Raw genomic sequence first — 23,918 nt, forward strand, 5'->3', positions numbered from 1 at the left:
TGAAGCTACCATGGGCCGTTTTTATCCATTTTATTTTTTGAACGGAGGCTCATGATGGTTTCATAATGCTTTTAATTTGCACTTAATATAATATCATCTAATCCGCGTTGACCACCAGGGCCGGTTGCCATAATATTACCAAATATTACTTTTGAACCTGGGCTTATGGTGCTTAATGCCTGCTTCATAGCCGGTGTTAATTCGCTGCTTGAACTATTCAGAATAACTGCATCCTGACGAGGTCTCATGACAACCATTGTGAACCTTACTACATCAAACTTAATGTCGAAGTAAAAGTTTTCCAATTTAGCAAAAAGCCTGTCTTGTGCTTTTAGGTTAGCAGCACTGGTGTTACCACTGCTCTTACCTGCAAACTGCGCTTTAGGGTCAGGTATACGTTTGATCCTGAATAATGTTGAACCTAAAACCTGGGTTTTACCATTCATATCACCGGATACTGTGACAGTTGCATCACCGGTACCGTTTACTGTTGCCTCATATTTTCCGGCAGAACCACTAAGGGAACCGGTAGAAATGCTAACGTGCAGTTTTTCTTTGGGAACACCTGGAGCAGAAACCGAAACCGGGTTAGCTACACCAATAAATAACACATTCATTTTATCAGGCGAAACTACTGCAGACGGACGTGCTACCTGGTAAGTTTGCGGTGGTGTTTTATATTCTTTAAACGTACCATCGTTTTGTCTTACCTGAATTGTACCTACCCATGTGTGTATACCTTCACTTCCAGTACTTCCGGAATATTTTCCCACGCCACCATCAGTAGTTAACTTAGAGCCATCTACAGTGATAGTAGGATTTGAATGTGAGTCAGACGCTGTCAGGAATACCTGTGCAGTATAAGGCTGTCCAACTAATACATAGCTGGTAGGTGCTACTGCCACTGCATTAAACTTATCAAGGTTTACTACAGCCTGATCCACTTTACCCAATATCTTTTTTACAACTTCGTTTTCAGAGTTTTTTACGTCTGATTGTATTTTTATTAAAGCTGTCATAGCCGCTCCCATTGGGATACCTTCACCAAAGTTTGCCTGCTCCCAATCTTTTGTAGGGAAGCCATTGCGTGGTTTAGGTGCTACTGCCTGCAATGCCAGGTTTACACCCACACGATCTTTTGGATCCAACAAAGCTAAAAGCTGCTCCCTGGTCGCGTCTATCTTTTTATGCAGCTCATAACCGTTCTTCCTTCTGTCTACCATCAGGTCGACAGAGAAATCCATGCCTTCACGTCCTGCATAATCTCCGGTAGCTTCGCTCATGCCACCAGATTCGCTAACCATTTGAGTTTTTAATGATTCGATATAAGCATCCAGGCTATTGGCTAACTCTTTAGCCTTTTTTGCTTTTTCATATATAGGTGCGGCTCTTTCTTTTTGTTCAACCAGTTTAGTCTTTTCAAACGCGGTAAACGTATTGTCAATACCGACCTGAACATTCTTCTTTGAAGCAGTCAAGCTATCACTAATATTTTTAAATGAGTCCAGCAAATTCTCCGGTACTTCGAGGGCAATCAAGCCCAAAAGTACCAGGTATAGGATACCTATCATTCGCTGTCTAGGGGTTTCTTTACCTCCGGCCATTTGTTAAATTGCTATACTTAATTTTAAAGTGATTCTATTAATTATTAAGACCGTGGCTGGCTCATAGCTGACAACATGTTGCCATATATAGAGTTCAGTGAACCCAGGTTCTTAGACAGACGTGCAACTTCAACTTTAAACTGTTGTGAATCCTCTAGTGACTCGCTAAAGTTTTGCATGGTTGAAGCCATACTGTGATAAAATTTATTCATTGATTTTAAATGTGCGCTTGAATCCTGTAATTCCAGTTCGTACACCGCATTTAAAGCTGACAGATTTTTTGCCAGGTTATTTACCTGATCATGATAAGCTTTTGAATCAATATTTGAATTTGCCATTTCTGATAAATTAGCTGATGCCTGGTCAAAAGCAACGCTCAGTTTATCATAGCTTGCGCTTGCTGTTTTAACTTTTGAACTGAATTCAGAAGTAGCAAGGCCTGCATCTGCAACCTTTGATATATTGGATACCTTATCGCCGAAAGTTCTTAAACCTTCGCCAAGGCTTCCGATTAATTCAGGCCCGATCTTAGCATCAGCAAGCATTTTATCTAATGCTTGAGTGTTGGATCCATTGCCTCCACCACGAACAGTGGCTGTTGGCAGTTCGCCTTTAAATTCTTCGTCTAATTCAGGGTAAACGCGTGTCCAATCAACATGTACTTCCTCGGCATCTCTTTGAAAACCTAAGATGAAGAACAATGCAGCTTCTGTTAAAAGTCCTACTGAAATGAACACAGCGCCATAAGGCCAATGCTGAATTTTAAATAATAATCCGATGATTACAACAGTTGCGCCCCAGGATACAATATTGGTAATACCGTAAGGTTTTTTCTTCCCTGCCATGATAAATGTTTAAATAGTTGAATATTAATTGAGTGATTTAAATAATTAGTGTTTGTCTTTAATGTCGCGACCCATGTATGTAGATACGCAACGGAAACCGATGTATGATTTAGCAGTATCCTGGTATTCATACGTACGGGTAGAATTTTGGAGGAAATAACCCACATCCTTCCATGATCCGCCTCTTACTACTTTACGTTTAAGTACAGGTGAATCACTGGCTTTTGCTTCATAATCAAAAGTTGGCGCCAGGTCATGAACGAATGTAGATGCAGATTCATCAAATGCTGATGAAGTCCATTCAGCTACGTTACCGGCCATATTATATAAGCCATAATCGTTAGGGAAATATGAGCGTACGTTTACGGTATAAGTACCGCCATCATCGCTATAGTTACCACGACCAGGTTTAAAGTTGGCCATTAAACATCCTTTAGAGTTTTTGATATAAGGGCCACCCCATGGATAGTCAGTTCCGATTTTCCCACCACGTGCTGCGTACTCAAACTCAGATTCAGTAGGTAACCTGTATGGTGCACGATGTGGCAAATTATGAGAATCTTTATAAGCGTCATTGTAACGTGAGCGCCATACGTTAAATGCTCTTGCCTGGCGCCAGGTTACCCCAACAACAGGATAGTTACGGTATGCAGGGTGAGAGAAATAATCTTCAACCATTGGCTCGTTAGCAGCATATGAAAAATCGCTAAGCCAAACTAAAGTATCCGGATAAACATTAACAGTATCACGGAAGATAAAATCGGATCTCTTTTTATTCTTATCGTTCTTATAGTCAGCCGCGTTACGCAATTTGAATAGCGAATAATTATATTTCAGTAAACGTACGTCTAACTCATTGCGATCAAAAACGCGGTCATCGCCCTGGTAATACATGCCCTGCAATTTTGCTGCATGAGCTGCATTGCCTTTCTTGCTCGCGCTAAATGAAATAGGATAATGCTTTACATATGTCCAGTTGATATATTTTTTACCGTTGGTTTTAACACCTTTAGCCGGCTTAATAAAATATTTTTCGTCATGCATATAGCTGGTGATAGCTATTGAGTCGCGAACCCAATTTACAAATTGCCTGTATTTTGAATTAGAGATCTCAGTCTCATCCATAAAGAAGGCATTTATTGTAACCTGTTTGGTTTGGGCTATCTGTGAAAATGTTACATCCTGGTCGGTTTGACCCATCAGGAATGAACCAGAGGGGACATATACCATACCGTAAGGGACTTCGGCCCTGAACGATCGTTGAGGGACACCGGTTAGTTCGCCTCTGTCGCCGCCTCGGCCACAACTGCTTAACATCATCGTACCGGCAATAACCGTAATTAAAAAGTATATCTGCTTCATTTTAAATTAAATCAATTAGGTGAATGTTATGCATTATGCTTGTTAAATATAATCATCTAGATTCTACTAAATTCTACTAAAAATATAAGTTTGTTTTTAAAAATTTAAATGAACAATATTTTTTTCATAAAAGTATAAATTAATAGTTTATTCGTAATAAACACGTTAACCTATAACCTAAATTAGTATGCTCATCAACCAATTTAATATGGGTATTATACGGCAGCCCTGTGTAGAAAGTTGCAGAGGGGTTCTAATAAATTAGTATAAATTTATTTGTTGACCATCTTGACATACTGTTCTATGGCCATAGTCATAGACGGAGCACCGGGAGTTGGCGCTGGTATATCCAGGATTAATCCCGCATCCAAAACAGCTTTGTGCGTAGTAGCACCAAAAGCGGCAATGCGAGTGTTATTTTGTTTAAAATCGGGGAAATTCTTATAAAGAGACTGGATACTTGACGGACTAAAAAAGGCAATCACATCATAAAATACCTCTGCCAGATCTGAGAGATCACTGCATACTGTACGGAATAATACAGCCGGTGTAAAGTTGTATCCATTATCAAGCAAAAACTTTTGTGTTTCTTCTGCTGCAACGTCCGAGCATGGGTAAAGAAATTTCTCTCCTGAATGTTTTTTTAACACTTCAGCCAGGTCGGCAGCTGTTTGTTTGCCAAAGAATATCTTTCTTTTGCGGTATTGAATATATTTTTGAAGATAGAGTGCGATAGTTTCAGACAAACAGAAGTATTTCATTTCTACAGGCACCTCAAAACGCATTTCTTCACAAATGCGGAAAAAATGATCTGCTGAATTACGGCTGGTAAATATTACTGCAGTAAAATCTGCCAGGTTGATCTTTTCTTTACGGAAATCTTTAGCTGGGACACCTTCAACATGAATAAAAGATCTGAAATCAATCTTCAGATTGTATTTCTTCGCCAGATCGGCATAGGGGTTCTTATCATTCTCGGGTTTTGGCAAGGTAACCAGTATGCTTTTAACCTTTTTCTTTCTTTCTTCCAAAATCTATAGTATAAAAAACCTAACTCCTATATGTGCAGTGCCTTTATTAAAATTAAAATAGGGCAAATTTCGAGGGCACAAAGATAGACAAATAAATAAAATTTATGAAATACAATGCTTGAAATAATATTAACGCTACTACGCAAGTACTGCCAGATGAAAATAATCACGATCAAAATAAGCGCTATTGCCAGTATATAGGGTATTAGCTGGTTGGCAAGTAAACTGAAACATACCGCCACAGGTAAAAAAACAAATGTGATATTGAAATAAGTGAGATACAATACAGAAAGATATTCGCCGACCAGCTTATTGATATTAAAAACAAAGCCCAAAAACTTTACAATTAAAAATTTGATCGCAAACAGCACAAGTATGTCTAAAGAAAGGGTGATAAAAAGACGCACCCCGCTTATACTATAATAATAAACATGATAGTATGCTGCCAGTTGATACAAAAACAGGCCAAAAGTTAAACCGAACAGTAAGAAAAGGCCAATAAAAGTCCATGAATTAATAATATTGTCTTCCTTGCTCACCTGGGATAACATTCGCTTGCTGTAGAATGATTGCCAAACACTAGAAAAATCCTTGCTCATTATACGGTTCAAAATAGCCGTGTACAATAACAGACCAATAATGACAACGATTACCCATTGATCGCGGGTTTGGCGGCTATGTCCTTCCCTTAACAAACTTTTTGGGGCACGTGCAACATCCAGGAAATTTGACCCTTTATATAAGTACTTTTTAAAAAGACTGTCAATTAACAGGTTATGGCGCAACGGATCGGCTGGCCTGATATACAAAGTTTCCAAAGAATCAGAAACAAATTGTTCACGTGCCTGGATAGCCTGTGCAACAGAATCAAGAAACGGAAGATGTGCACCATTTCCATATGAAGTATCGTCGTCCTTTAAGCCTGATGTATCTTGTTGCGCAAAAGCTTTGCCCGTAAGCAGGGCAAAAAGCAAAAAGGCAGTAGCAATAAAGCGCATAAATTAGATCAGGATGACTAGTTAAACATTACAAAGTTATCTGAATATTTGATTGTTTTATAAATGGATCAAATATTTCACCCTTATCTTAAAATCGGATGAACACTAACCCTGCAAACCTTGCTATACGATTCTTATTGGAAATTGTTATGTTAATTATTTTAGGTTGTTGGGGGTGGCATTTAACAGAACCCTGGATAAGATATATTGCAGCACCCGGCCTGCCTTTAATTGCAGCTGTTTTATGGGGTATTTTTCTTATCCCAAATGATCCTAAACCTGCACCGGTTGCTATTCCTGGTATTTTAAGACTCTTATTAGAATTGGGCTTATTTGGCTTATCAGCCTGGCCCCTATACGATCTTGGATATTCAAAATCAGCCATTATAATGACTATAATTGTGATATTGCACTACATAGTATCCTATGACCGTGCATGGGCAATGCTTAGAAATAAGCCATACAATGGTTTTGTTAAATGATTAGTTTGGGTGACTAACCATGCTTTATTTTAAATTCACCCCAATTGTCTATTAGATACATTTGAATGGGAGACAAAATTTGAACGTAGCTGATCATTTTTTAATAATTACAGTTAAAATTATACATTTATAAACACTACTAATGGATGAGCAAAACGATTAATCACATTAAGAATTTCAGATATGACATTAATGGCTTAAGGGCGATTGCAGTAACAGGCGTTTTACTTTTCCACTATAAGATTATCTATTTCAGGGGAGGCTTTTCGGGAGTTGACATATTTTTTGTCATATCCGGTTATTTAATGAGCAGGATAATCATAAATGGGATCAACAGAAATTCTTTTTCAATTCTTGACTTTTATGGTAAACGTTTAAAGCGTATAGTACCGGCACTGCTAACTCTTATTTTAGTTTTAACTATAGTCTGCTTTTTTTGTTTTTTCCCGGTTGATTATAAAACAAGTGAGCGAAATGCAGCAGCCAGCATAGCTTTTTTATCAAATATGCTATACTGGAAAACAACAAATTACTTTTTCGATGCTGCTGACGATAATACCCTTTTACATACCTGGTCTTTGTCTGTCGAATGGCAATTTTACCTGCTCTACCCTTTTTTATTATTAGGCTTAAATAAGCTCTTCAAAAAAAAGATGCAGTATATGCTTTGTTTTATATGTCTTACTTTTTTATTCTTTATAGGTGGAATTGCCTGGACAAAACACGATGCAACGGCATCGTTCTATTTTTTGCCAACCCGGGCCTGGGAAATGCTTTTTGGGGGGGTAGCTTTTTTAAGTGAGGATCTGATCAAAGAATTTAAGTACAAAAAATACATTGCCATAGCAGGATACCTATTAATACTACTTAGTATTATATTGTTAAAAAGCACAAGTTGGCCTAATATTTATACCCTGGCACCTGTTATTGCCACTTTTATGGTAATTATAGCCAACTATAATGACTTTAAATTACTGCAAACGAAAGCTGTTCAGTTTATAGGCAAAATCTCTTACTCTTTATATTTATGGCACTGGCCGGTTTATGTTATTGCATTATATATTGGCATACAAACCAGCCTCGTTAATTTGATAATCTTAATGGTAATTGTTACGGTGCTGGCTTATCTCTCTTACAGATATGTTGAGATCAATGAATATAAAAGCAACAAGTTAATTTTAGGTACGGGTCTTGCTCTATTATTAATAACAGTTTCTTTAAGCCATTTTACCACCAATAACTACTTATTTAAAAGCAGTACTTCTACCATTTCGAGCTACAAAGAGATGCATAAAAAAGAAACAAATGCACAATTTGCAGGTTCCGGATGCTTTCTTACCAAAGAAAAAGGAGACATTAATAACTTTAATAAAAGCATTTGCATAAACTTTGACCCAAATAAAAAGAACATACTGCTATTGGGTGATAGCCATGCTGCACAATACTCGCAATCGTTTAGGGAGGTGCTGTTAAGAAAAGATATTCACTTATTACAAGCTACATCAAGCGGCTGTCTCCCGATCATTAACAGTACAGGAGAACCAAGGTGTACCGTTTTTATGAATTATATATTTAGAGATTTTGTAACAAATAATGCGGCTAAAATTGATGGCGTAATAATAGCTGCCAATTGGGTTAATAATATAACGGATACTGCCAGGTTGATATCGGATCTAAAAACTACAATAGCTTTTTTTGCCAGGTATAAAATAAAAACCCTCATCATAGGGCAGAATGAAACCTATAAAAGGAATTATCCATTCTTAGCCGCCTGGCAAAATGAATACAACCAGGATATTAGTTATAAATACTTAGATGAGGATTCATATCATATCAATAAATATTTAAATCAAAAATTATTAGCCAATTACGTTAACATTTACAACGTTACTTCACCTAAAATATCTAATGATATACCTTATATGATCGATAAAGATCACTTTAGTAATTATGGTGCCGGGATGGTGTGTAATAAGATAATGACCAATCACATTACGTCAAATTTTATTAATGCCATACATAAGCATCATTAAACAACAAAGTATACACTCTCATCCAGATTATCTTAAATTTTCCATCTCAATCAGGGGAGCCTCTGCTATTATTTTTGCAATTGAATCAGGTAAAAAAGGACGCCCTCCTTTAGCCGGAACACATGTGCCGGTAAAAATGGCTGTAGTCATTACTTTGTCGTTCAGAATAATAGATTGCTTAAAGTGCAATTTAGGTTGTTTGTTTTTATCAGCAAATAATTCGCAGGTAACCTTAAATTGATCGTCTTTTTTGAGCGACCGTAGAAATTTAATGGTGTACTGTGATAGTACCATATAAATTCCATTTTTTGCTTCCGTTTCGAGGTCAAAACCTAATATCTCCCTGATAAAATCGTGCCGGCAATACTCCATGTAAAAGGGATAATACAACCCATCCATAATTCCCTGTACGTCTATATGTTCTTCCCGGGCTGTATAATTTTTAGTAAATTCCATTGTTGTTATGTTTTTTACAATTACTCATTTAAGGGCGTTGGGGGTTGCTTCAATCTTAATAATTTTTTTGTTGCCTTATGGTAATTTTTAATGATTATAGTAATAATTAATTTTATTGAACAAATCATTTGTTATAGGTAATTTTACACTGATCAATATATAGACATCAACCACCTTATGAATAACCTGACTCATAAATTTAGACAATTCTGGGGCCAGGAAAAAAGTCTCAGTATTTTACTGATCATACTTGTGGTACAAATTTTTATCATCATTCCTATTGGGCAAAAAGCGCAATGGTCAAAAATTATTTTCCTTGGTTTTTATATATCTCTTCTTTCTGCAGGCTTGTTTTTGCATATAAAAAATACCAGACTACGTATAGCGCTTATCACATTCATTACATTGCTCCTGGTATCGGGATCTGGTCTGTTTTTTCGTTCTTTTACGTTTGAAACACTGGATGATGCTGCTATAGTGCTCTATTGTATTTTTCTAAGTTGGATCGTTCTGTTACAAACATTTAAAGAAGGCCCGATCACCATACATCGCATACAAGGATCTATTGTGGTTTATCTCTTAATAAGCTTCATCTTTGGCATTCTATATCACATCATCGCCAAAGCAGATGGCGGCGCTTTCCATGGCTTAAAATCTTCCGACAGAAAAGAGCTCATGTATTTTAGCCTTGTCACTTTAACTACTATGGGCTATGGCGATATCACACCAATCCTGCCACTTGCAAGATCCCTTACTACAATGGAAGCATTAGTGGGTCAACTATATCCCGCGATTTTGATAGCAAGGCTTGTGTCTATGGAATTTGATTCCTCGCGGAAGCGCTAGAATGCAATGCTGAGAATAACATAAAAAAGACACAATAAATAACAGTCATTATGGAAATTTTTTTAACCGATCTTAAAAACAAACCAATCTTTTGGATGGTTCTTTTCGTTCCTGTATTGCTGGTGCTGGAATATACGCATTTCGCGTCGCCTTCGATCATGTTTTTGTTGTCTCTGCTTGCCATTATTCCGCTTGCGGCTTTTTTGTCATCAGCAACAGAAGGGATCGCGGCCAAAACCGGCGACACGGTAGGTGGCTTGCTAAATGCCACTTTTGGAAATCTAACAGAGCTGGTCATCTTTATTGCTGCTTTACGAAAAGATCTTATCGATCTTGTAAAAGCAGCAATAGTTGGTGGTATTGTTACCAATTCTCTTTTCATGCTGGGCTTATCATATCTGTTAGGCGGCTTTCGGTATAAAGTACAAACCTTTAACCGTCCAAACGCGTTCATTCAATCTTCTTTATTGTTTATAGTTTGTATTGCACTAATGGTGCCAACCATCTTAAGCAAGGTCTCTTCAAAACACGACCCCAATATTTTAAGCAAAATCAGCATTGGAATCGCAATACTGCTAATGGTACTGTATATCCTCAGCCTGGTATTTTCATTAAAAACACACGCTAACTTTTTCAAATCATCTGAAGAAAATGCCGGTGAGGAATCTGCAACATGGCCCGTAAACATATCAATAATCGTACTTATAATATCGGCCATCTGTATTGCCCTGGTCAGTGAGATATTTGTAGATAGCGTTCAGGAAGTAAGTACCAAAATGGGGTTATCGCAGGCATTTGTGGGTTTCGTCATTGTACCAATAGTTGGTGCAGCAGCTGAAATGATGGCGGCATTTAGAGCAGCGAAAATGAACAAGCTTGATATCAGTGTAAGTATTGCCATGGGGAGTTCCGTGCAGATCGCTTTATTTGTCACACCCTTATTGATTATGCTAAGCTATTTTATCGCATCGTCACCTATGAATCTTGACTTTAAAGGAGGGCTTATTTTTATGATACTTTTTGGAACACTTACAGTATCACTAACCTGCAATCATGGAAAATCTACATGGTATCTTGGAGTTTTGCTACTGTCAGTATATAGTATCTTTGGCATAGCATTGTTTTTTTTACCTTAAAGAAATATCAAAAAGGGAACTGCCGGATTAAAAAAATTAAAACTGAATTTAAATGCTTATAATCGAGTCATTGACTATTTTAGCCTATCCCACTATATCAGGGATTATACTCCCATAAAAAATGGCTGGAATATAGTATTGTTTTGATTTACAAATAGTTACAATTAAAAAGTAACAAATAAGTAACAATGTGGGTTGAAATTCCATCCCAAAATTGTGGTTTTGAATTACGGTAAGAGGTCATCGGTTCGACTCCGATATTCTCCATGCACTTCAAAATTATCAGCTTGATTTTTGAATTGAGGTATTTTTCACTAAGATTGGCTTTTAATGTCTTCCTAAATCTATCAATACAGAATATGAAAATCATTACCTATTCCATTATTCCTGTAATTCTTGCGATATCTGTCTTGTCGATTGCATGTCATCACATCTCACCGGAAGAAAAGGCTAAAGAGGATCTCGCGCAGCGGGAAAAAAATGCAAAATTACTTTTAAAATCAATAAAAGGTATTAGATACACCGAGGTCAAACGTGTATTTGACAATGGCTTATCGTTTAACCAGGACGGTTATCGGTTAAAACCTTCATGGAGACTGTCATTTTCTTCTCCGGAATCAGTAAATATATTTAATCCGGACAGCAATATGTTCATTGACGCCCCGGTGAAGTTCGATCATGATTCTATTTTTAATATTGCGTGGGCATGGCTAAAACTAAAATCCTTGAACAAGGATAGTTTAAAATTTCAGGTACTCAAAGTAGAGGATCGCATAATCGTTGATCAAAAACCTAACGTATTCATTACACTTTATTCTGATAGATACATACATGATCTATTACATACTGATACGGGTAAACTTTGGCGGCCAACGACGAAAGACACTCTATATATTAAGTACAAGGCGATGCAGGCAAATATGAATTTAGATAGCGCTTTTGCTGCATCGCAACCAGTAGTCCTCGAATCTAAAAGACCAAAGGTTGTTAGCGTTAAGAAAAAAGAGTTAAATAACAGCATTGTCGATGAGGTAACCTCTGATGATCAGTATCTTTCTCCTGAATATGATATTACCATTAAAAATGCATACGCAAATTTCTCGTATTTCTTCAGCATTTGGGTTGACGAACACGGCAAACTAATCTTTAGAAAATCGATGGTATTTTCTTATCCTGAGTTCAAAAAAGCTACACTTAATGAAATGAAGGGCATAGTCGACGGTTATCTTAATCATTTCGTAAGTGCAATTCCCGGAAAAACTCTGGGCTTTACCCATTCCAGCATTGTTATATTGAATGTCAGAGGGATCAAGAGATAAAAGTCGCCTTTAAATCTGTTAGAATAGGATTGCCTTTCAAAGAATATATAAAACCTGCTCCATTTTCATGTGCCAATGTATCTTCTGTAAAAACCCCGTCCGGGTGGCTTTTAAGTCTTTCACTGGCCAATATTCTTTGTGATCAATGATGCTGTAAAAACATAAAAATCCTTTGTTGGACGAGGGAATATGTCCGTGCATTAACCCGAATATTAATAAGCAATCTGATAGTAAAGTTTCTTATTAAACACTTAAGCGTAATAATATCTATTTTTGCCAGATGGCCGGCATTTACATTCATATTCCCTTTTGCAAACAAGCCTGCCATTATTGCGACTTCCATTTCAGCACCTCGTTAACCTATAAGGCTGAGCTGTTACGGGCGCTGATGCAGGAGATCAGGCTTCAAAAGAATTTCCTGAGCGGTGAGACTATTGAAACCATCTATTTTGGAGGGGGCACGCCGTCATTGCTGGAGGGCGAAGAGGTGAACCTGATTATCAATACAATTACAGAGTTGCATACAGTCGCATCAGATGCTGAGATAACGCTGGAAGCTAATCCCGACGATCTGAGTCCGCAAAAGCTAAAAGAGTTAAAACAGACACCTGTCAATCGTTTCAGTATTGGTATACAGTCCTTCTTTGATGATGATTTGACCTGGATGAACCGCGTGCACCGATCAGCAGAAGCGGAGAATTGTGTAAAGCGGGCGCAGGATGCCGGGTTTGAAAATATAACTGTCGACCTGATTTATGGATATCCCCTATTGACCGAGCAAAAGTGGATCTATAACCTTGATAAAGTATTTGAACTGCAAATTCCCCATGTGTCAGCTTATTCTATGACGGTTGAACCGCGAACTGCCCTCGCATCATTCATCAAAAACAAAAAACAAGCGCCGATGAATGACGAACAAAGTTCGGAACAGTTTATAAAACTGATGGGCGCGATGCAGGATCACGGTTTCGAGCACTATGAAATATCCAACTTTAGCCTGCCGGGACATTACTCCAGGCACAATACAAATTACTGGAAAGGTGTAAAATATCTTGGCATTGGCCCTTCGGCACACTCCTATGACGGCGAAAAACGCCAATGGAACATTGCCAATAATGCTAAATATATTCAGTCAATTAATAAAAAGGATATTCCCGCCGAAATTGAAATCCTAACCGAAGACAATCGACTGAACGAATATATCATGACTTCGTTACGCACTCAATGGGGCCTTGATCTTATCCGATTGAACAATATAGCCAAAGGAGCCTCAGATCAGTTATTAAAGGAAGCCGTGGAGTTTTTTGATAAGGAATGGATATTGCAAAAAGATCAGATCATCTACCTTACCCAAAATGGCAAGCTGTATGCCGATCATATTGCATCCGGATTGTTTTTCTAAGATATAATTAGAAAAATATCCATTTCCCAAAAACCGCCCAAGCCGGGACCCGTGTCTTCTCCTAAATAACTCACAATTAAAAAATAAATGAAACTGTCATTTAGCTACAGCAATCCATTTTTGCCTACTGCAAACTGATAACCGCAAACTGGAAAAGCCCGGAGCGTAAAGACGTAAAACGCCCTGGCTTTTTGGTATAAAAACCTGGCTACATGTTTAAATGACGAAAATATTAATTTTCATAAATCGTTATCTTGTTATCTTTGGCAAATATTGCCCAAAAGATAATTCCCTGATGGTCTATATTTAATTATTGATTTGAGACAATTCATATGAGTTTTATCCTCCATCCTATTGATACTGTAGATACGATCAGTCCTGCAGATTTTACTGAGAACTATTTAAAGCCGCGCCGTCCGTTAGTTATCAAGGGCTTAACAAAGAGCTGGCCCGCACGCGAAAAATGGACCGCCGAATATCTGAAAGAAGTTGTTGGCAATAAGGTAGTTCCTTTGTACGATAACTCAAAAGCCGATCCGTCAAAGCCGATCAATGCAAGGGCTGCCGAAATGCCTTTTGATGAATATATCGACTTGATCAAATCAAAACCCACCGAACTGCGCATTTTCTTCTTTAACATATTTAAGCAGGCACCAGAGTTAATAAATGATATTGTTTTGCCTAAAGATTTGATGGGCGGCTTTATCGAAAGCATGCCGGCCATGTTCTTCGGCGGCTCAAATTCAGTGACTTTCTTGCATTACGATATTGATCTGCCACATATTTTCCATACCCATTTTGGCGGTCGTAAACATGTGATCCTGTTTGAAAATAAATGGAAACGTCGTTTATACTGCCTCCCAAATGCTACCTATGCATTGGAAGATTATGATGTGGCTAATCCCGATACAAAAAAATTCCCCGCACTTGAAGGCGTAGAAGGCACAGAAGTTTTCCTGGAACACGGTGATACTTTATTTATGCCTACCGGTTATTGGCACTGGATGAAATATATTGATGGTTCCTATTCTTTAAGTCTCCGTGCCTGGGATGCTTCCCTCACCCGTAAAGCTGCAAGCTTGTATAATCTTGCTATGAAAGGTGGTGTTGACAGCTTGCTAAAAATGGCTTTTAAAGGCGATTATGCCAAATACCGCGAAAAGGTAGCTATAAAATGGGCGAATAGGGCCTTAGCTACCGGCAGGCCGCATTGAGTTAAATTATAACGATAGCGATGAGTTTAAAACGTTTAAAACCCATCGCTACCTATAAGTTATTTTTTACCCGTCAATTCATTCAATTTCTGTCGTGTATCCAGTACTTCCTGCAGGCTTAGTGATTTGGTAAAAGCCTCAATAGCTTTTTTCTTATCTCCTGATGCTACATAGTAATCGCCCAAACTATCATAGGCATTAGCACTCTTTGGATAGTAATCTACATTTCTTTTGAAAAGCTTATAAGCCTCGGCCATTTTGTGGTTCCCCATGCAACCATAGGCCAGTTCGTTTACTGTATTTTCTGTTGGCAGTACGGTATAGCCCATTTTTTCGGAAACCATTTTATAATGGGCAGCTAAAACAGAATCCTCATTTAATTCAGGATGCCCACTAAATTGACTGGTATTGAACGAGTAAAAATCAAACAAATAGCGCAAGGCATCATATTCCGAAATCAATTCAACTGTGCCATGGCGTTCGGTGGGGTAAAACTTTGATGACCAGCGTAAACCAGCGGGCTTATTATCCCTTAAAACATGTACAAAAGGCAATACTGCCTGTGTAACCGGCGCGATAATACCAGTATCTTTTAAAATGGATATGGTATCCATACCCGGGGGAATATTATTGGCAATACCTACAAATAGGGATTTATTCTTAAAATCATGCTTCGATATTTCGCCTTCATATTTTTTTATCCACCTCTGCTGATCCCACCACAGGCTTGGGTCTAATGCGATATAGGCATTAAACAAACTCGTGTGATTAAAAAAAGCATTTACAACTGCTAATCCACCTAAAGAGTGCCCGCTAAATATCCGGGAGTTGGCGGTTGGGTATTTCGAATCGATATAAGGTATTAGTTCTTTTTCTATAAAGCTGAAGAAATTTTCACCCCCTCCTGATAATCTTGCATCACCGGCATTCACTATAGCACTCGGATTAACTTTTGTTGGTGTCAGGTCGCGTTCGCGGGAACTGTGCCCCATATTATTAATTCCGACCACGATCATTGGCGGCAATAGACCGCTTAATTGTTCGGTTATGGCTACGGCAGACAGAAAATGATCTTCTCCATCTAATATATAAAGCACAGGGTAATGCTCATCTTTTCCACCATTGGGTACATGAACCTGGATAGTTCTTTTTTCATTCAGGATTTTTGAATTAATGGTATCTACGGTGCCGATGGTAATACGATTATCTTTTTGCGCGTAAGCTGATATAAACAGCATGACGAAAATAATGGAGAAAAGTGTTTTCATGGTAAATATTGATTTAGTAAGCGATGATATCTTTGATATCAGATTCGATTTTTTTATAGGGGTGATCAAGAAATTGGCTTATAAAAGGATCACCCGCGTGTGAATTCAAAAGGGACGCATGCGGCCTTTTTACAAATAATAATCGCTGGCTATTAGGCATATAATGGTGTATCATATCGTTATATACAGGCCTGCAGGCATCATCAAATCCTCCTGCGCCAAGCAATACCGGCACATTGGAATAAAAAGGCATTTTTACCGATGCGTTAATAGCAGGCACTTTCCAGCAATCGCATAATGGCCCGTAAACATCGTTGACATGAAAGCCAGCCATATAGGGATAAATTTCTTCCTGCTGAGCGATGATGGCAGGCCGGGCATAAGCCATTTTATCGGAACAATAAACCGATAGCCGCATAGCCGATGTATAACTGTTCCCCGAAAAGACACCATCTAATAAGGCTTTGATATAAAGCTGATGATTGCCTTTGATCAGTTCCGTAATAATAAAAGGTACATCTTTGATCCTGGGATAGTCTTCAAGAGCGTTTTTTACTACACTGATCAACTCATTGCGTGAGTAATAGATCACCTCGTCCTTCTCACTGCTTTTTTCACGATAACTGATGGTAAATTTTTTGCCGTCGATAGACGTCAAATACTCCCTGAATGCAGCCCTTAAATTCGCATACTTTTCCTTATCCAGGGAATCCCTTTGGCAGCTGAGAAACACCTGGTTAAGCGCTTCATTAAAATTGGTCAGCTCTTCCTCATCAATATTTATAAATTCAGGCAAAGGGGAATCCAGGATTAATGACCTGACGCCTTGAGGATAGTTTTTCAAAACCGTCATCATCAGTCCCCCGCTATATGATATGCCCATCAAATTCAGTGAATCAATTTTTAAGGCCAGCTGCAAATCTTCAATATCCGCTGCACTTTCCTCGGTATTATAGGCAGACAGATCGATGCCATCAGCCAAAAGTTTTTTACGGCGCATTTTTACGCCCTCTAATACCATGCTGTCAATATTCAAATTTTTTCGATACGCTGTTTTAACTGCATCGTCCACCACACCGCACTCCAGGCAGGGCAATGCAAACTGGGTGCCCCTTTGCTCAAAAGCGATATAGTCCCTGTTTTTTAGAAGTGCACGCCGATAACTTCCCCTCACACTTCTCAACGAACTGGCCCCTGGCCCTCCCCCGGTATACAATACCGGATCTTTACGCTTATTGGGGTTACCACTTTCAACATAAATAAAAGGCAGTTTGATGGTTTTCCCATTGGGCTTATGCCGATTCTCGGGTACTATTAGATAGGCGCAGCGGATTTTCAGGTTACTATCCGCTTTAAAAGCGCAGTCACACGGTTCAATTTTTGGGGTATATCCTTTTTGCTGGGCAATGGTTATCTGCTGAAAGAAGAGTATAAGTGCTGTTATTAATAGTAAGCGTTTCATCATGTAAAGTCTTTTCAACAAAATAAAAGCTTTGGAATAAGTATATTTAGTAAAAAACGGACAATCTTAAGCGGCATGCTCAATAAGCTTTTTACCGGTAAACTTTACTACTTCCTTATAGAAATGGCTCATATCATAATAGCCGAAATCATAGGGAGCAAAATCCTTTTGATTATTTACATAATGAGTTAAAGCCGTACGTGCCCTCATAACTGAAAAATAGTTTTTAGGAGATATACCGACCACACGGTTAAAATAACGGTTGATAGTTTTAGAAGTGACAAACATTTTCTCTGCTATTTCGCAGGTATTTAATTGCATGTCTGGCAAACCATAATTATCAATGCAATCTCGAACAAACTTTAGGTAATGGTCTTTCTGCTGACGCTCCTTGAATGAGTTTAACAGGTAATCCTGCATCAGTTCGCATCGCTCTGCAAATGTTATTGGCTTTTTGATCTGATCCAGAAGTTTTGAGGGTAAAATAGCACCGGGGTCAACAATTCGATCGACACATTTAAGCTGACTGATGCCTAAAACAGCCTCCAATCCCCCCGGATAGAACTTGACGGTGAAAATATTATCCGAAGGGCTATTATATCTTTCAACTATAGAATTACGCAAGATCAGGATATCCTGTTTTGAATTAATACGGCGCTGCTGCTGACCAACTGTTATTAAATAAGGAGCACCCAGGTTGATATAAAAAGTAGGCGTCCAGCTTGGGAACATTTTTACCGAGAAATTAGAACTGCCAATATACTTTTGAGTTGATTCGATAGAAGATTCAGAAAAAAATTCGATGTGATCAGCCAATTCGGGACAGGCATTGCTGAAAGTATATATCTTACGTATGTTATCAAATATCTCAACCATTATTTATAAGACGTGGATTAAAAAAATTCGTTACACCCACTTGTCTCACATCTAATATCTCAAATCTAGGATGTATGGTCACAAACTATCTTCCATTCACCATTTATTTTCTTTAACCACAAGGTGAAATATCCACCTGGCGCATCTTTTTCTCGCTTTAAATGCCAGCCTCCTAATACAAATGCATTATGATCGTCCAATATTTTTACCTGGATAATATCAAATGTAAGTTTGCCCATTGCAGCTTTACCGGGATAGGATTTTTTATAACGATCCAATGTGCCTTGCCAGCTATAAACAGGCGCGGTTTTGCCAACAAACACTAATGAGTCTGATTTCCAATAGCCCTGCATATAGCTATCAATATCACCCCGGTTCCATGCCTGGCGCTGATCTTCCAATACTTTCATAACGGCCTCTCTATCTTGTGCAAATGATGAACAGTAACAGAGCAGCATGGAGAAAAAAACTATTAGTGCTTTCATATCCGAAAATAATCAATTTGTAGTTAAAAAGCTTTTAGCTTTGTACCATAACCTATTAGCCTATGAAAAACGTTTTATGCTTCGGTGAGATTCTTTGGGATACTTTTGAAGATGGCAAGAAAGCCGGTGGTGCACCCATGAATGTGGCGATGCATCTGAAGCAGCAGCGTGTGGATGTATCTTTTGCAAGTCGTATTGGAAGCGATCCTTCGGGCGATGAACTGGTTGAATTTCTGAAAAAGGGCGATTTGTATTCTGAATTGATACAACGGGATGAGGTCCTTCCTACCTGCGAGGTTACAGTTGAACTGGATAAAAATCAGCAAGCTACCTACATAATACCTAAACCGGTATCATGGGATAATATTCAAACTGATGCTTTGTTGACCCAAGCTGCAGAAAAGGCTTCGGCTATTATATATGGAAGCCTTGCTTGCCGGGATAAAACTACACGCGATACCTTATTAAATCTATTGGATGAAACCAAAGCAATAAAAATATTTGATGTAAATCTCCGCGCACCTCACTATACCCTATCCACCATTGAAACATTGACCGCCCGGGCCGATGTGGTGAAAATGAACGAAGAAGAAGCGAAATTATTAATTGGAGGAAGCAACAGGGATTTGAGAGACCAGATCATGGAGTTTAGATCCAAGTATCATAGCAGAACCATTTGCGTAACACGTGGCGAACATGGTGCCATTGTATGGCATGACCATGATTTTTATGATTCACCTGGTTGCCCTGTCCAGGTCGGCGATACAGTTGGTGCAGGAGATTCTTTCCTGGCAACATTCGTCAATGGATTATTAAAAAACGAACCAATGCAACAATTAGTAGATAAGTCATGTGCTGTTGGTGCTTTTGTTGCCGGCAAGCGTGGTGCTAATCCTCCATATGATGATAATATCCGTAGATTGCTTGGGCTATCCTAAGTTGCAGTGGCAGAAGCAGTAGCAGCAGTAAAATTTTATAGATAAAATCACACTGCAACTTAAAACTGCAACTGCTACTAAAAAAGGATTGTCATACGTGCCTAACATTTTAGTTCCGATGGCTTTTGCATTAAACTTTTCATAGAATTTATCCGTTACTTTATAGTTGAAAGGATAATTATGCGTGGCTTCGGGTTTTCGAAATTTACACCCAGACAAATTCCCAAAGGCGGATTTGACGAATTACTAAAGTTGTTTCTGGAATTGCTTAACTACACCGCGGGCGATGCAGGCGAAGCTTTGGCCTGGATGAATGAGCTGGATAAGCAATATAACATCACCAATGACGAATATGGTATGGGTGATTTTATTGATGAACTGAAACAAAAAGGATATTTAGACGAAAATAATCAAAATGGCGAATTTCGCATTACTGCGAAAACTGAACAAAGCATCAGGCAATCGGCATTGGAAGAAATTTTCGGTAAACTAAAAAAATCAGGGAAGGGTAATCACCGTTCGCCGCAATCAGGCCAGGGCGATGAGAAGAATGCTGAGCGTCGCGAATACGAGTTCGGCGATAGTCTGGACCAGATCGACATGACCCAGTCTATCCACAATGCACAGATCAACCACGGTATCGGCGATTTTACAATGACCGAGCGTGATCTGGAAGTAGAGGAAATGGATTATAAAACCTTAACCTCTACCGTGCTGATGATCGATATTTCCCATTCCATGATCCTCTACGGCGAAGACCGAATCACCCCTGCTAAAAAGGTAGCGATGGCATTAGCCGAACTGATCAGGACGAAATATCCGAAAGACACTTTGGACATTGTAGTATTTGGCAACGATGCATGGCCTATTACTTTACAGGATCTGCCGTACTTACAAGTGGGCCCTTATCATACCAACACATACGCCGGTCTTGAGCTGGCTACCGATCTGCTTCGTCGCCGTAAAACGCACAACAAGCAGATATTTATGATCACCGATGGTAAGCCGACTTGTTTAAAGGAAGGTAATAAATACTATAAGAATAGCATAGGGCTTGATCGCAAAGTAGTGAACAAAACACTCAATATGGCCGCACAGTGTAAAAGGCTTAAAATACCCATCACCACCTTTATGATCGCCAAAGATCCTTACCTGCAACAGTTTGTACGTAAATTTACCGAGACAAATGGAGGAAAAGCGTTCTACAGTTCGCTAAATGGCTTAGGGGAATATATTTTTGAGGACTATATTAAAAATAGAAGAAGAACGGTTAGGTGATGTGCGAATTTGCTGATATGCAGATGTGTAAATCCTTATCTACCCCATGAAAAATGACTAATGACTATTGACAAATGACTAATAAAGATATAAAGACATTAGGCCAGCTTAAAAAATCTGATTACAGAAGCCGGTCGGTTAAAGATGAATTAAGACAGAACTTGATATTACAACTTCAAAAGCGCGAAGGTGGTTTTGAAGGGATCGTAGGTTTTGAAGATACGGTCATCCCTGATCTGCAAACTGCCATCCTATCAAGGCACAATATTTTATTACTTGGCTTGCGTGGCCAGGCTAAAACACGTATTGCCCGTTTGATGGTTAACCTATTGGACGAATATGTACCATACATTGAAGGATCCGAACTATATGATGATCCACTGAACCCAATTTCATGGTTCGGGCATAACGAAGTAAATACAAAAGGAGATAATACTCCCATTGCATGGCTACATCGCTCTGAACGTTATACTGAAAAGTTGGCTACCCCTGATGTTACCGTTGCCGACCTGATCGGAGATGTTGACCCGATTAAGGCAGCTACAATGAAACTGCATTATTCTGATGAGCGGGTAATACATTTTGGGTTGATACCACGTGCACACAGGGGAATATTTGTGATCAATGAGCTTCCCGATCTGCAGGCTCGTATCCAGGTATCATTATTTAATATCCTGCAGGAAAAAGACATCCAGATACGTGGTTTTAAATTACGTTTGCCTTTAGATCTGCAATTTGTATTTACGGCTAACCCCGAGGATTATACCAATCGTGGTTCTATCGTAACACCGTTGAAAGACCGCATCGAAAGCCAGATATTAACCCATTATCCGCGTTCTATTGAAATATCACGAAAGATAACTCAACAGGAAGCTTTGCTATCACCAGAACAAAAAGTGGCAATTGAAGTCGACGGTCTTGTAAAGGATATGGTAGAGCAGATCGCTTTTGAAGCGCGCAGTTCAGAATATATTGATAAAAAGTCTGGTGTATCAGCCAGGTTAACTATATCTGCTTTTGAGAATCTGGTAAGTAATGCAGAGAGAAGGATGATCCTGAACGGGGAATCGTCAACCTTTATACGTATTGCCGATTTCCTGGGTGTGATACCTGCTATTACCGGTAAAATTGAATTGGTTTACGAAGGCGAGCTGGAAGGCCCGGCTAAAGTAGCCAATATGCTGATCGGCAAGGCCATAAAAACGCTGCTGTTACAATTTTTCCCTGATCCTGAAAAAGTTAAAAAATCAAAAGCACCTAATCCATACGCTGAGATCATTAATTGGTTTGGCGACAGCAATACTGTCCTATTAAATGATGATTTACCTTTTGAGGAGTATAAAAAAACACTCAACTCTGTAGCTGGATTAAAGGAATTAGTTAAAAAATTCCATCCTAAACTGAGTGCCAATCAACAATTGCTGTTGATGGAATTTGTATTGCATGGTTTGGCAGAGTTTTCGCAGTTAAATAAAGGATTCCTGGATAATGGCTTTGCATTTTCTGATATGTTCAACAGCCTGTTCAACCTGGAACCGGATGAGGACGACCTGGATATTGATGATGACCGTTATTAATTCGACTTTTATTTAATGGAGCAGCAACTCCCTACTATAATAATGATATGCGTCGGCTTTTTAATAGCCGACTTTTATCTTATAGGCGGTATACGTCTCGGCCTGAAAAAATGGAAATTTTCGCATAAACGAGCATTTACCGTTTGGTATTGGGCAATATCCCTCATTTTTATAGTCGGAATATTCCTGAGCATTTTTCTTCGATTAGGCCTTGGCGTGCGTTCGGTTTTTTTGCTCGGATTCTTCCTGATGGCAATTGGAAAAGTCTTGTTTCTGCCATTTATCCTGATTGATGATATCAGGCGGTTAATTATCTGGTTTAAGCAAAAGTCAAAAACGAAAGGCCAAACGATAAGACAACCGGGGCCGAATGATATCCCACGTTCCGAATTTTTGATGAAAGCAGGTTTGCTTGCAGGTTCCATCCCATTGGGTGGGATAATTTATAGCACAATTTCGGGCGTATATGATTACCGTGTAAAACATCGCACGCTTTATCTGCCCAATCTTCCAAAAGCGTTTGATGGAATTAAATTAGGACAGATATCGGACATCCATTCAGGCAGTTTTTATAATAAAAAAGCGGTAGCAGGTGGTGTGGAAATGTTGATGAAGGAAAAACCGGATTTTATATTTTTTACGGGAGACCTGGTAAACAGCAAATCTGATGAAATGTATGGTTATCAGGACTTATTCAGTAAAGTAAAAGCACCTCTTGGCGTTTATTCGTCCCTTGGTAATCATGATTATGGCGATTATGCTAATTGGGCTACTGAAGCAGCCAGGGATAAAAACTTCCAGGATATTATTGATACCCATAAAAACATGGGTTGGGATTTACTAAGAAATGAAAATCGCCGTTTAAAAGTCAACGGCGACGAGATAGGCATACTTGGGGTTGAGAATTGGGGTTCATTAAGCAGGTTCCCAAAACGCGGCAGACTTGATCTGGCTACAAAAAACACAGATGATCTACCCGTTAAATTACTGCTTTCACATGATCCATCACATTGGCGTGCGCAAGTTCTGCCGCATTATCCGCAGATTGATGTGATGTTCGCTGGCCATACTCATGGTATGCAGTTTGGCATCCAGGCCGAACATTTTCAGTGGAGCCCGATCCAATATATTTATAGCGAGTGGGCAGGATTTTATCATGAAGGACCACAGCAACTATATGTAAATGTCGGTTATGGATTTTTAGGTTACCCCGGAAGGCTTGGAATGTTGCCGGAGATTACGATATTTGAACTAAAAGCCTCCCCCGACCCATCGTTGCAAAACCGGGCATAAAAGCGGCTTATCA

The 23,918-nt window shown here is 38.9% G+C and carries 21 protein-coding genes; 11 read left to right on the forward strand and 10 right to left on the reverse strand.

The window, feature by feature from the left end; translation table 11 throughout:
* Positions 1-71 precede the first annotated feature (71 nt).
* From gldM to ACPPVU_RS22705, 5 genes are all read right to left on the reverse strand, one after another.
* Positions 72-1,604 (reverse strand): gliding motility protein GldM, encoded by a 1,533-nt coding sequence (gldM, locus tag ACPPVU_RS22685; protein ID WP_426669015.1) that lies wholly within the window; start codon positions 1,602-1,604, stop codon positions 72-74.
* Between the two features lie 44 nt (positions 1,605-1,648).
* Positions 1,649-2,449 carry a gliding motility protein GldL gene (gene gldL / locus ACPPVU_RS22690; protein WP_426669016.1) on the reverse strand — a complete coding sequence of 267 codons (801 nt, stop codon included), beginning with the start codon at positions 2,447-2,449 and terminating at the stop codon, positions 1,649-1,651.
* A gap of 45 nt (positions 2,450-2,494) precedes the next feature.
* Positions 2,495-3,811 (reverse strand): SUMF1/EgtB/PvdO family nonheme iron enzyme, encoded by a 1,317-nt coding sequence (locus ACPPVU_RS22695; RefSeq protein ID WP_426669017.1) that lies wholly within the window; start codon positions 3,809-3,811, stop codon positions 2,495-2,497.
* Between the two features lie 272 nt (positions 3,812-4,083).
* Entirely contained in the window at positions 4,084-4,842 is a 759-nt protein-coding gene (locus tag ACPPVU_RS22700; protein ID WP_426669018.1) for a uroporphyrinogen-III synthase, read from the reverse strand.
* Between the two features lie 26 nt (positions 4,843-4,868).
* Complete coding sequence (locus ACPPVU_RS22705; protein WP_426669019.1) at positions 4,869-5,840, reverse strand: DUF4271 domain-containing protein; 972 nt, start codon at positions 5,838-5,840, stop codon at positions 4,869-4,871.
* A gap of 98 nt (positions 5,841-5,938) precedes the next feature.
* Here ACPPVU_RS22705 and ACPPVU_RS22710 point away from each other — a divergent pair, with 98 nt between their 5' ends.
* Both ACPPVU_RS22710 and ACPPVU_RS22715 read left to right on the forward strand, forming a co-directional pair.
* Positions 5,939-6,322, forward strand: coding sequence for a YrdB family protein (locus ACPPVU_RS22710; RefSeq protein ID WP_426669020.1), 384 nt, complete (start codon positions 5,939-5,941; stop codon positions 6,320-6,322).
* A gap of 146 nt (positions 6,323-6,468) precedes the next feature.
* On the forward strand, positions 6,469-8,355 hold the full coding sequence (locus tag ACPPVU_RS22715) for an acyltransferase family protein (protein ID WP_426669021.1): 1,887 nt from the start codon (positions 6,469-6,471) through the stop codon (positions 8,353-8,355).
* Between the two features lie 27 nt (positions 8,356-8,382).
* Here ACPPVU_RS22715 and ACPPVU_RS22720 read toward each other — a convergent pair whose 3' ends face one another.
* Positions 8,383-8,811: an acyl-CoA thioesterase gene (locus ACPPVU_RS22720; RefSeq protein WP_426669022.1), complete on the reverse strand. Its 429-nt coding sequence runs from the start codon at positions 8,809-8,811 to the stop codon at positions 8,383-8,385.
* A 177-nt stretch (positions 8,812-8,988) separates the two neighbouring features.
* Between ACPPVU_RS22720 and ACPPVU_RS22725 the strand changes: the two genes are divergently transcribed.
* The 5 genes from ACPPVU_RS22725 (at position 8,989) to ACPPVU_RS22745 (ending at position 14,728) form a co-directional block, all read left to right on the forward strand.
* Positions 8,989-9,657: a potassium channel family protein gene (locus ACPPVU_RS22725; RefSeq protein ID WP_426669023.1), complete on the forward strand. Its 669-nt coding sequence runs from the start codon at positions 8,989-8,991 to the stop codon at positions 9,655-9,657.
* A gap of 50 nt (positions 9,658-9,707) precedes the next feature.
* Positions 9,708-10,793: a calcium/proton exchanger gene (gene cax, locus ACPPVU_RS22730; protein WP_426669024.1), complete on the forward strand. Its 1,086-nt coding sequence runs from the start codon at positions 9,708-9,710 to the stop codon at positions 10,791-10,793.
* 359 nt (positions 10,794-11,152) lie between these two features.
* Positions 11,153-12,112 (forward strand): hypothetical protein, encoded by a 960-nt coding sequence (locus ACPPVU_RS22735; RefSeq protein WP_426669025.1) that lies wholly within the window; start codon positions 11,153-11,155, stop codon positions 12,110-12,112.
* A gap of 280 nt (positions 12,113-12,392) precedes the next feature.
* Positions 12,393-13,514, forward strand: a complete 1,122-nt coding sequence (hemW, locus tag ACPPVU_RS22740; RefSeq protein WP_426669026.1) for a radical SAM family heme chaperone HemW — start codon at positions 12,393-12,395, stop codon at positions 13,512-13,514.
* A gap of 332 nt (positions 13,515-13,846) precedes the next feature.
* On the forward strand, positions 13,847-14,728 hold the full coding sequence (locus ACPPVU_RS22745) for a cupin-like domain-containing protein (RefSeq protein ID WP_426669027.1): 882 nt from the start codon (positions 13,847-13,849) through the stop codon (positions 14,726-14,728).
* A gap of 59 nt (positions 14,729-14,787) precedes the next feature.
* Here the strand turns inward: ACPPVU_RS22745 and ACPPVU_RS22750 are convergent, their stop codons facing one another.
* The 4 genes from ACPPVU_RS22750 to ACPPVU_RS22765 form a co-directional block, all read right to left on the reverse strand.
* A complete protein-coding gene (locus ACPPVU_RS22750; protein ID WP_426669028.1) occupies positions 14,788-15,996 on the reverse strand; it encodes an alpha/beta hydrolase-fold protein in 1,209 nt (402 codons plus the stop codon).
* A gap of 13 nt (positions 15,997-16,009) precedes the next feature.
* The gene (locus tag ACPPVU_RS22755; protein ID WP_426669029.1) at positions 16,010-17,461 is read right to left on the reverse strand and encodes an alpha/beta fold hydrolase; all 1,452 of its coding nucleotides are present in this window, start codon (positions 17,459-17,461) and stop codon (positions 16,010-16,012) included.
* 63 nt (positions 17,462-17,524) lie between these two features.
* On the reverse strand, positions 17,525-18,334 hold the full coding sequence (locus ACPPVU_RS22760) for a helix-turn-helix domain-containing protein (RefSeq protein WP_426669030.1): 810 nt from the start codon (positions 18,332-18,334) through the stop codon (positions 17,525-17,527).
* A 65-nt stretch (positions 18,335-18,399) separates the two neighbouring features.
* Positions 18,400-18,819: a YybH family protein gene (locus ACPPVU_RS22765; RefSeq protein ID WP_426669031.1), complete on the reverse strand. Its 420-nt coding sequence runs from the start codon at positions 18,817-18,819 to the stop codon at positions 18,400-18,402.
* A gap of 62 nt (positions 18,820-18,881) precedes the next feature.
* Here ACPPVU_RS22765 and ACPPVU_RS22770 point away from each other — a divergent pair, with 62 nt between their 5' ends.
* The 4 genes from ACPPVU_RS22770 to ACPPVU_RS22785 all read left to right on the forward strand — a co-directional run bounded on the left by ACPPVU_RS22770 (position 18,882) and on the right by ACPPVU_RS22785 (position 23,905).
* A complete protein-coding gene (locus tag ACPPVU_RS22770) occupies positions 18,882-19,757 on the forward strand; it encodes a carbohydrate kinase family protein (RefSeq protein ID WP_426669032.1) in 876 nt (291 codons plus the stop codon).
* A gap of 180 nt (positions 19,758-19,937) precedes the next feature.
* Entirely contained in the window at positions 19,938-21,035 is a 1,098-nt protein-coding gene (locus ACPPVU_RS22775) for a vWA domain-containing protein (protein WP_426669033.1), read from the forward strand.
* 74 nt (positions 21,036-21,109) lie between these two features.
* Positions 21,110-22,612, forward strand: a complete 1,503-nt coding sequence (locus tag ACPPVU_RS22780; RefSeq protein WP_426669034.1) for a sigma 54-interacting transcriptional regulator — start codon at positions 21,110-21,112, stop codon at positions 22,610-22,612.
* A 15-nt stretch (positions 22,613-22,627) separates the two neighbouring features.
* Complete coding sequence (locus tag ACPPVU_RS22785) at positions 22,628-23,905, forward strand: metallophosphoesterase (RefSeq protein ID WP_426669035.1); 1,278 nt, start codon at positions 22,628-22,630, stop codon at positions 23,903-23,905.
* Positions 23,906-23,918: the final 13 nt, after the last annotated feature.

Origin of the sequence: Mucilaginibacter sp. McL0603, from assembly GCF_049992945.1 — a bacterium.
In the GTDB taxonomy this organism is placed as follows: domain Bacteria; phylum Bacteroidota; class Bacteroidia; order Sphingobacteriales; family Sphingobacteriaceae; genus Mucilaginibacter.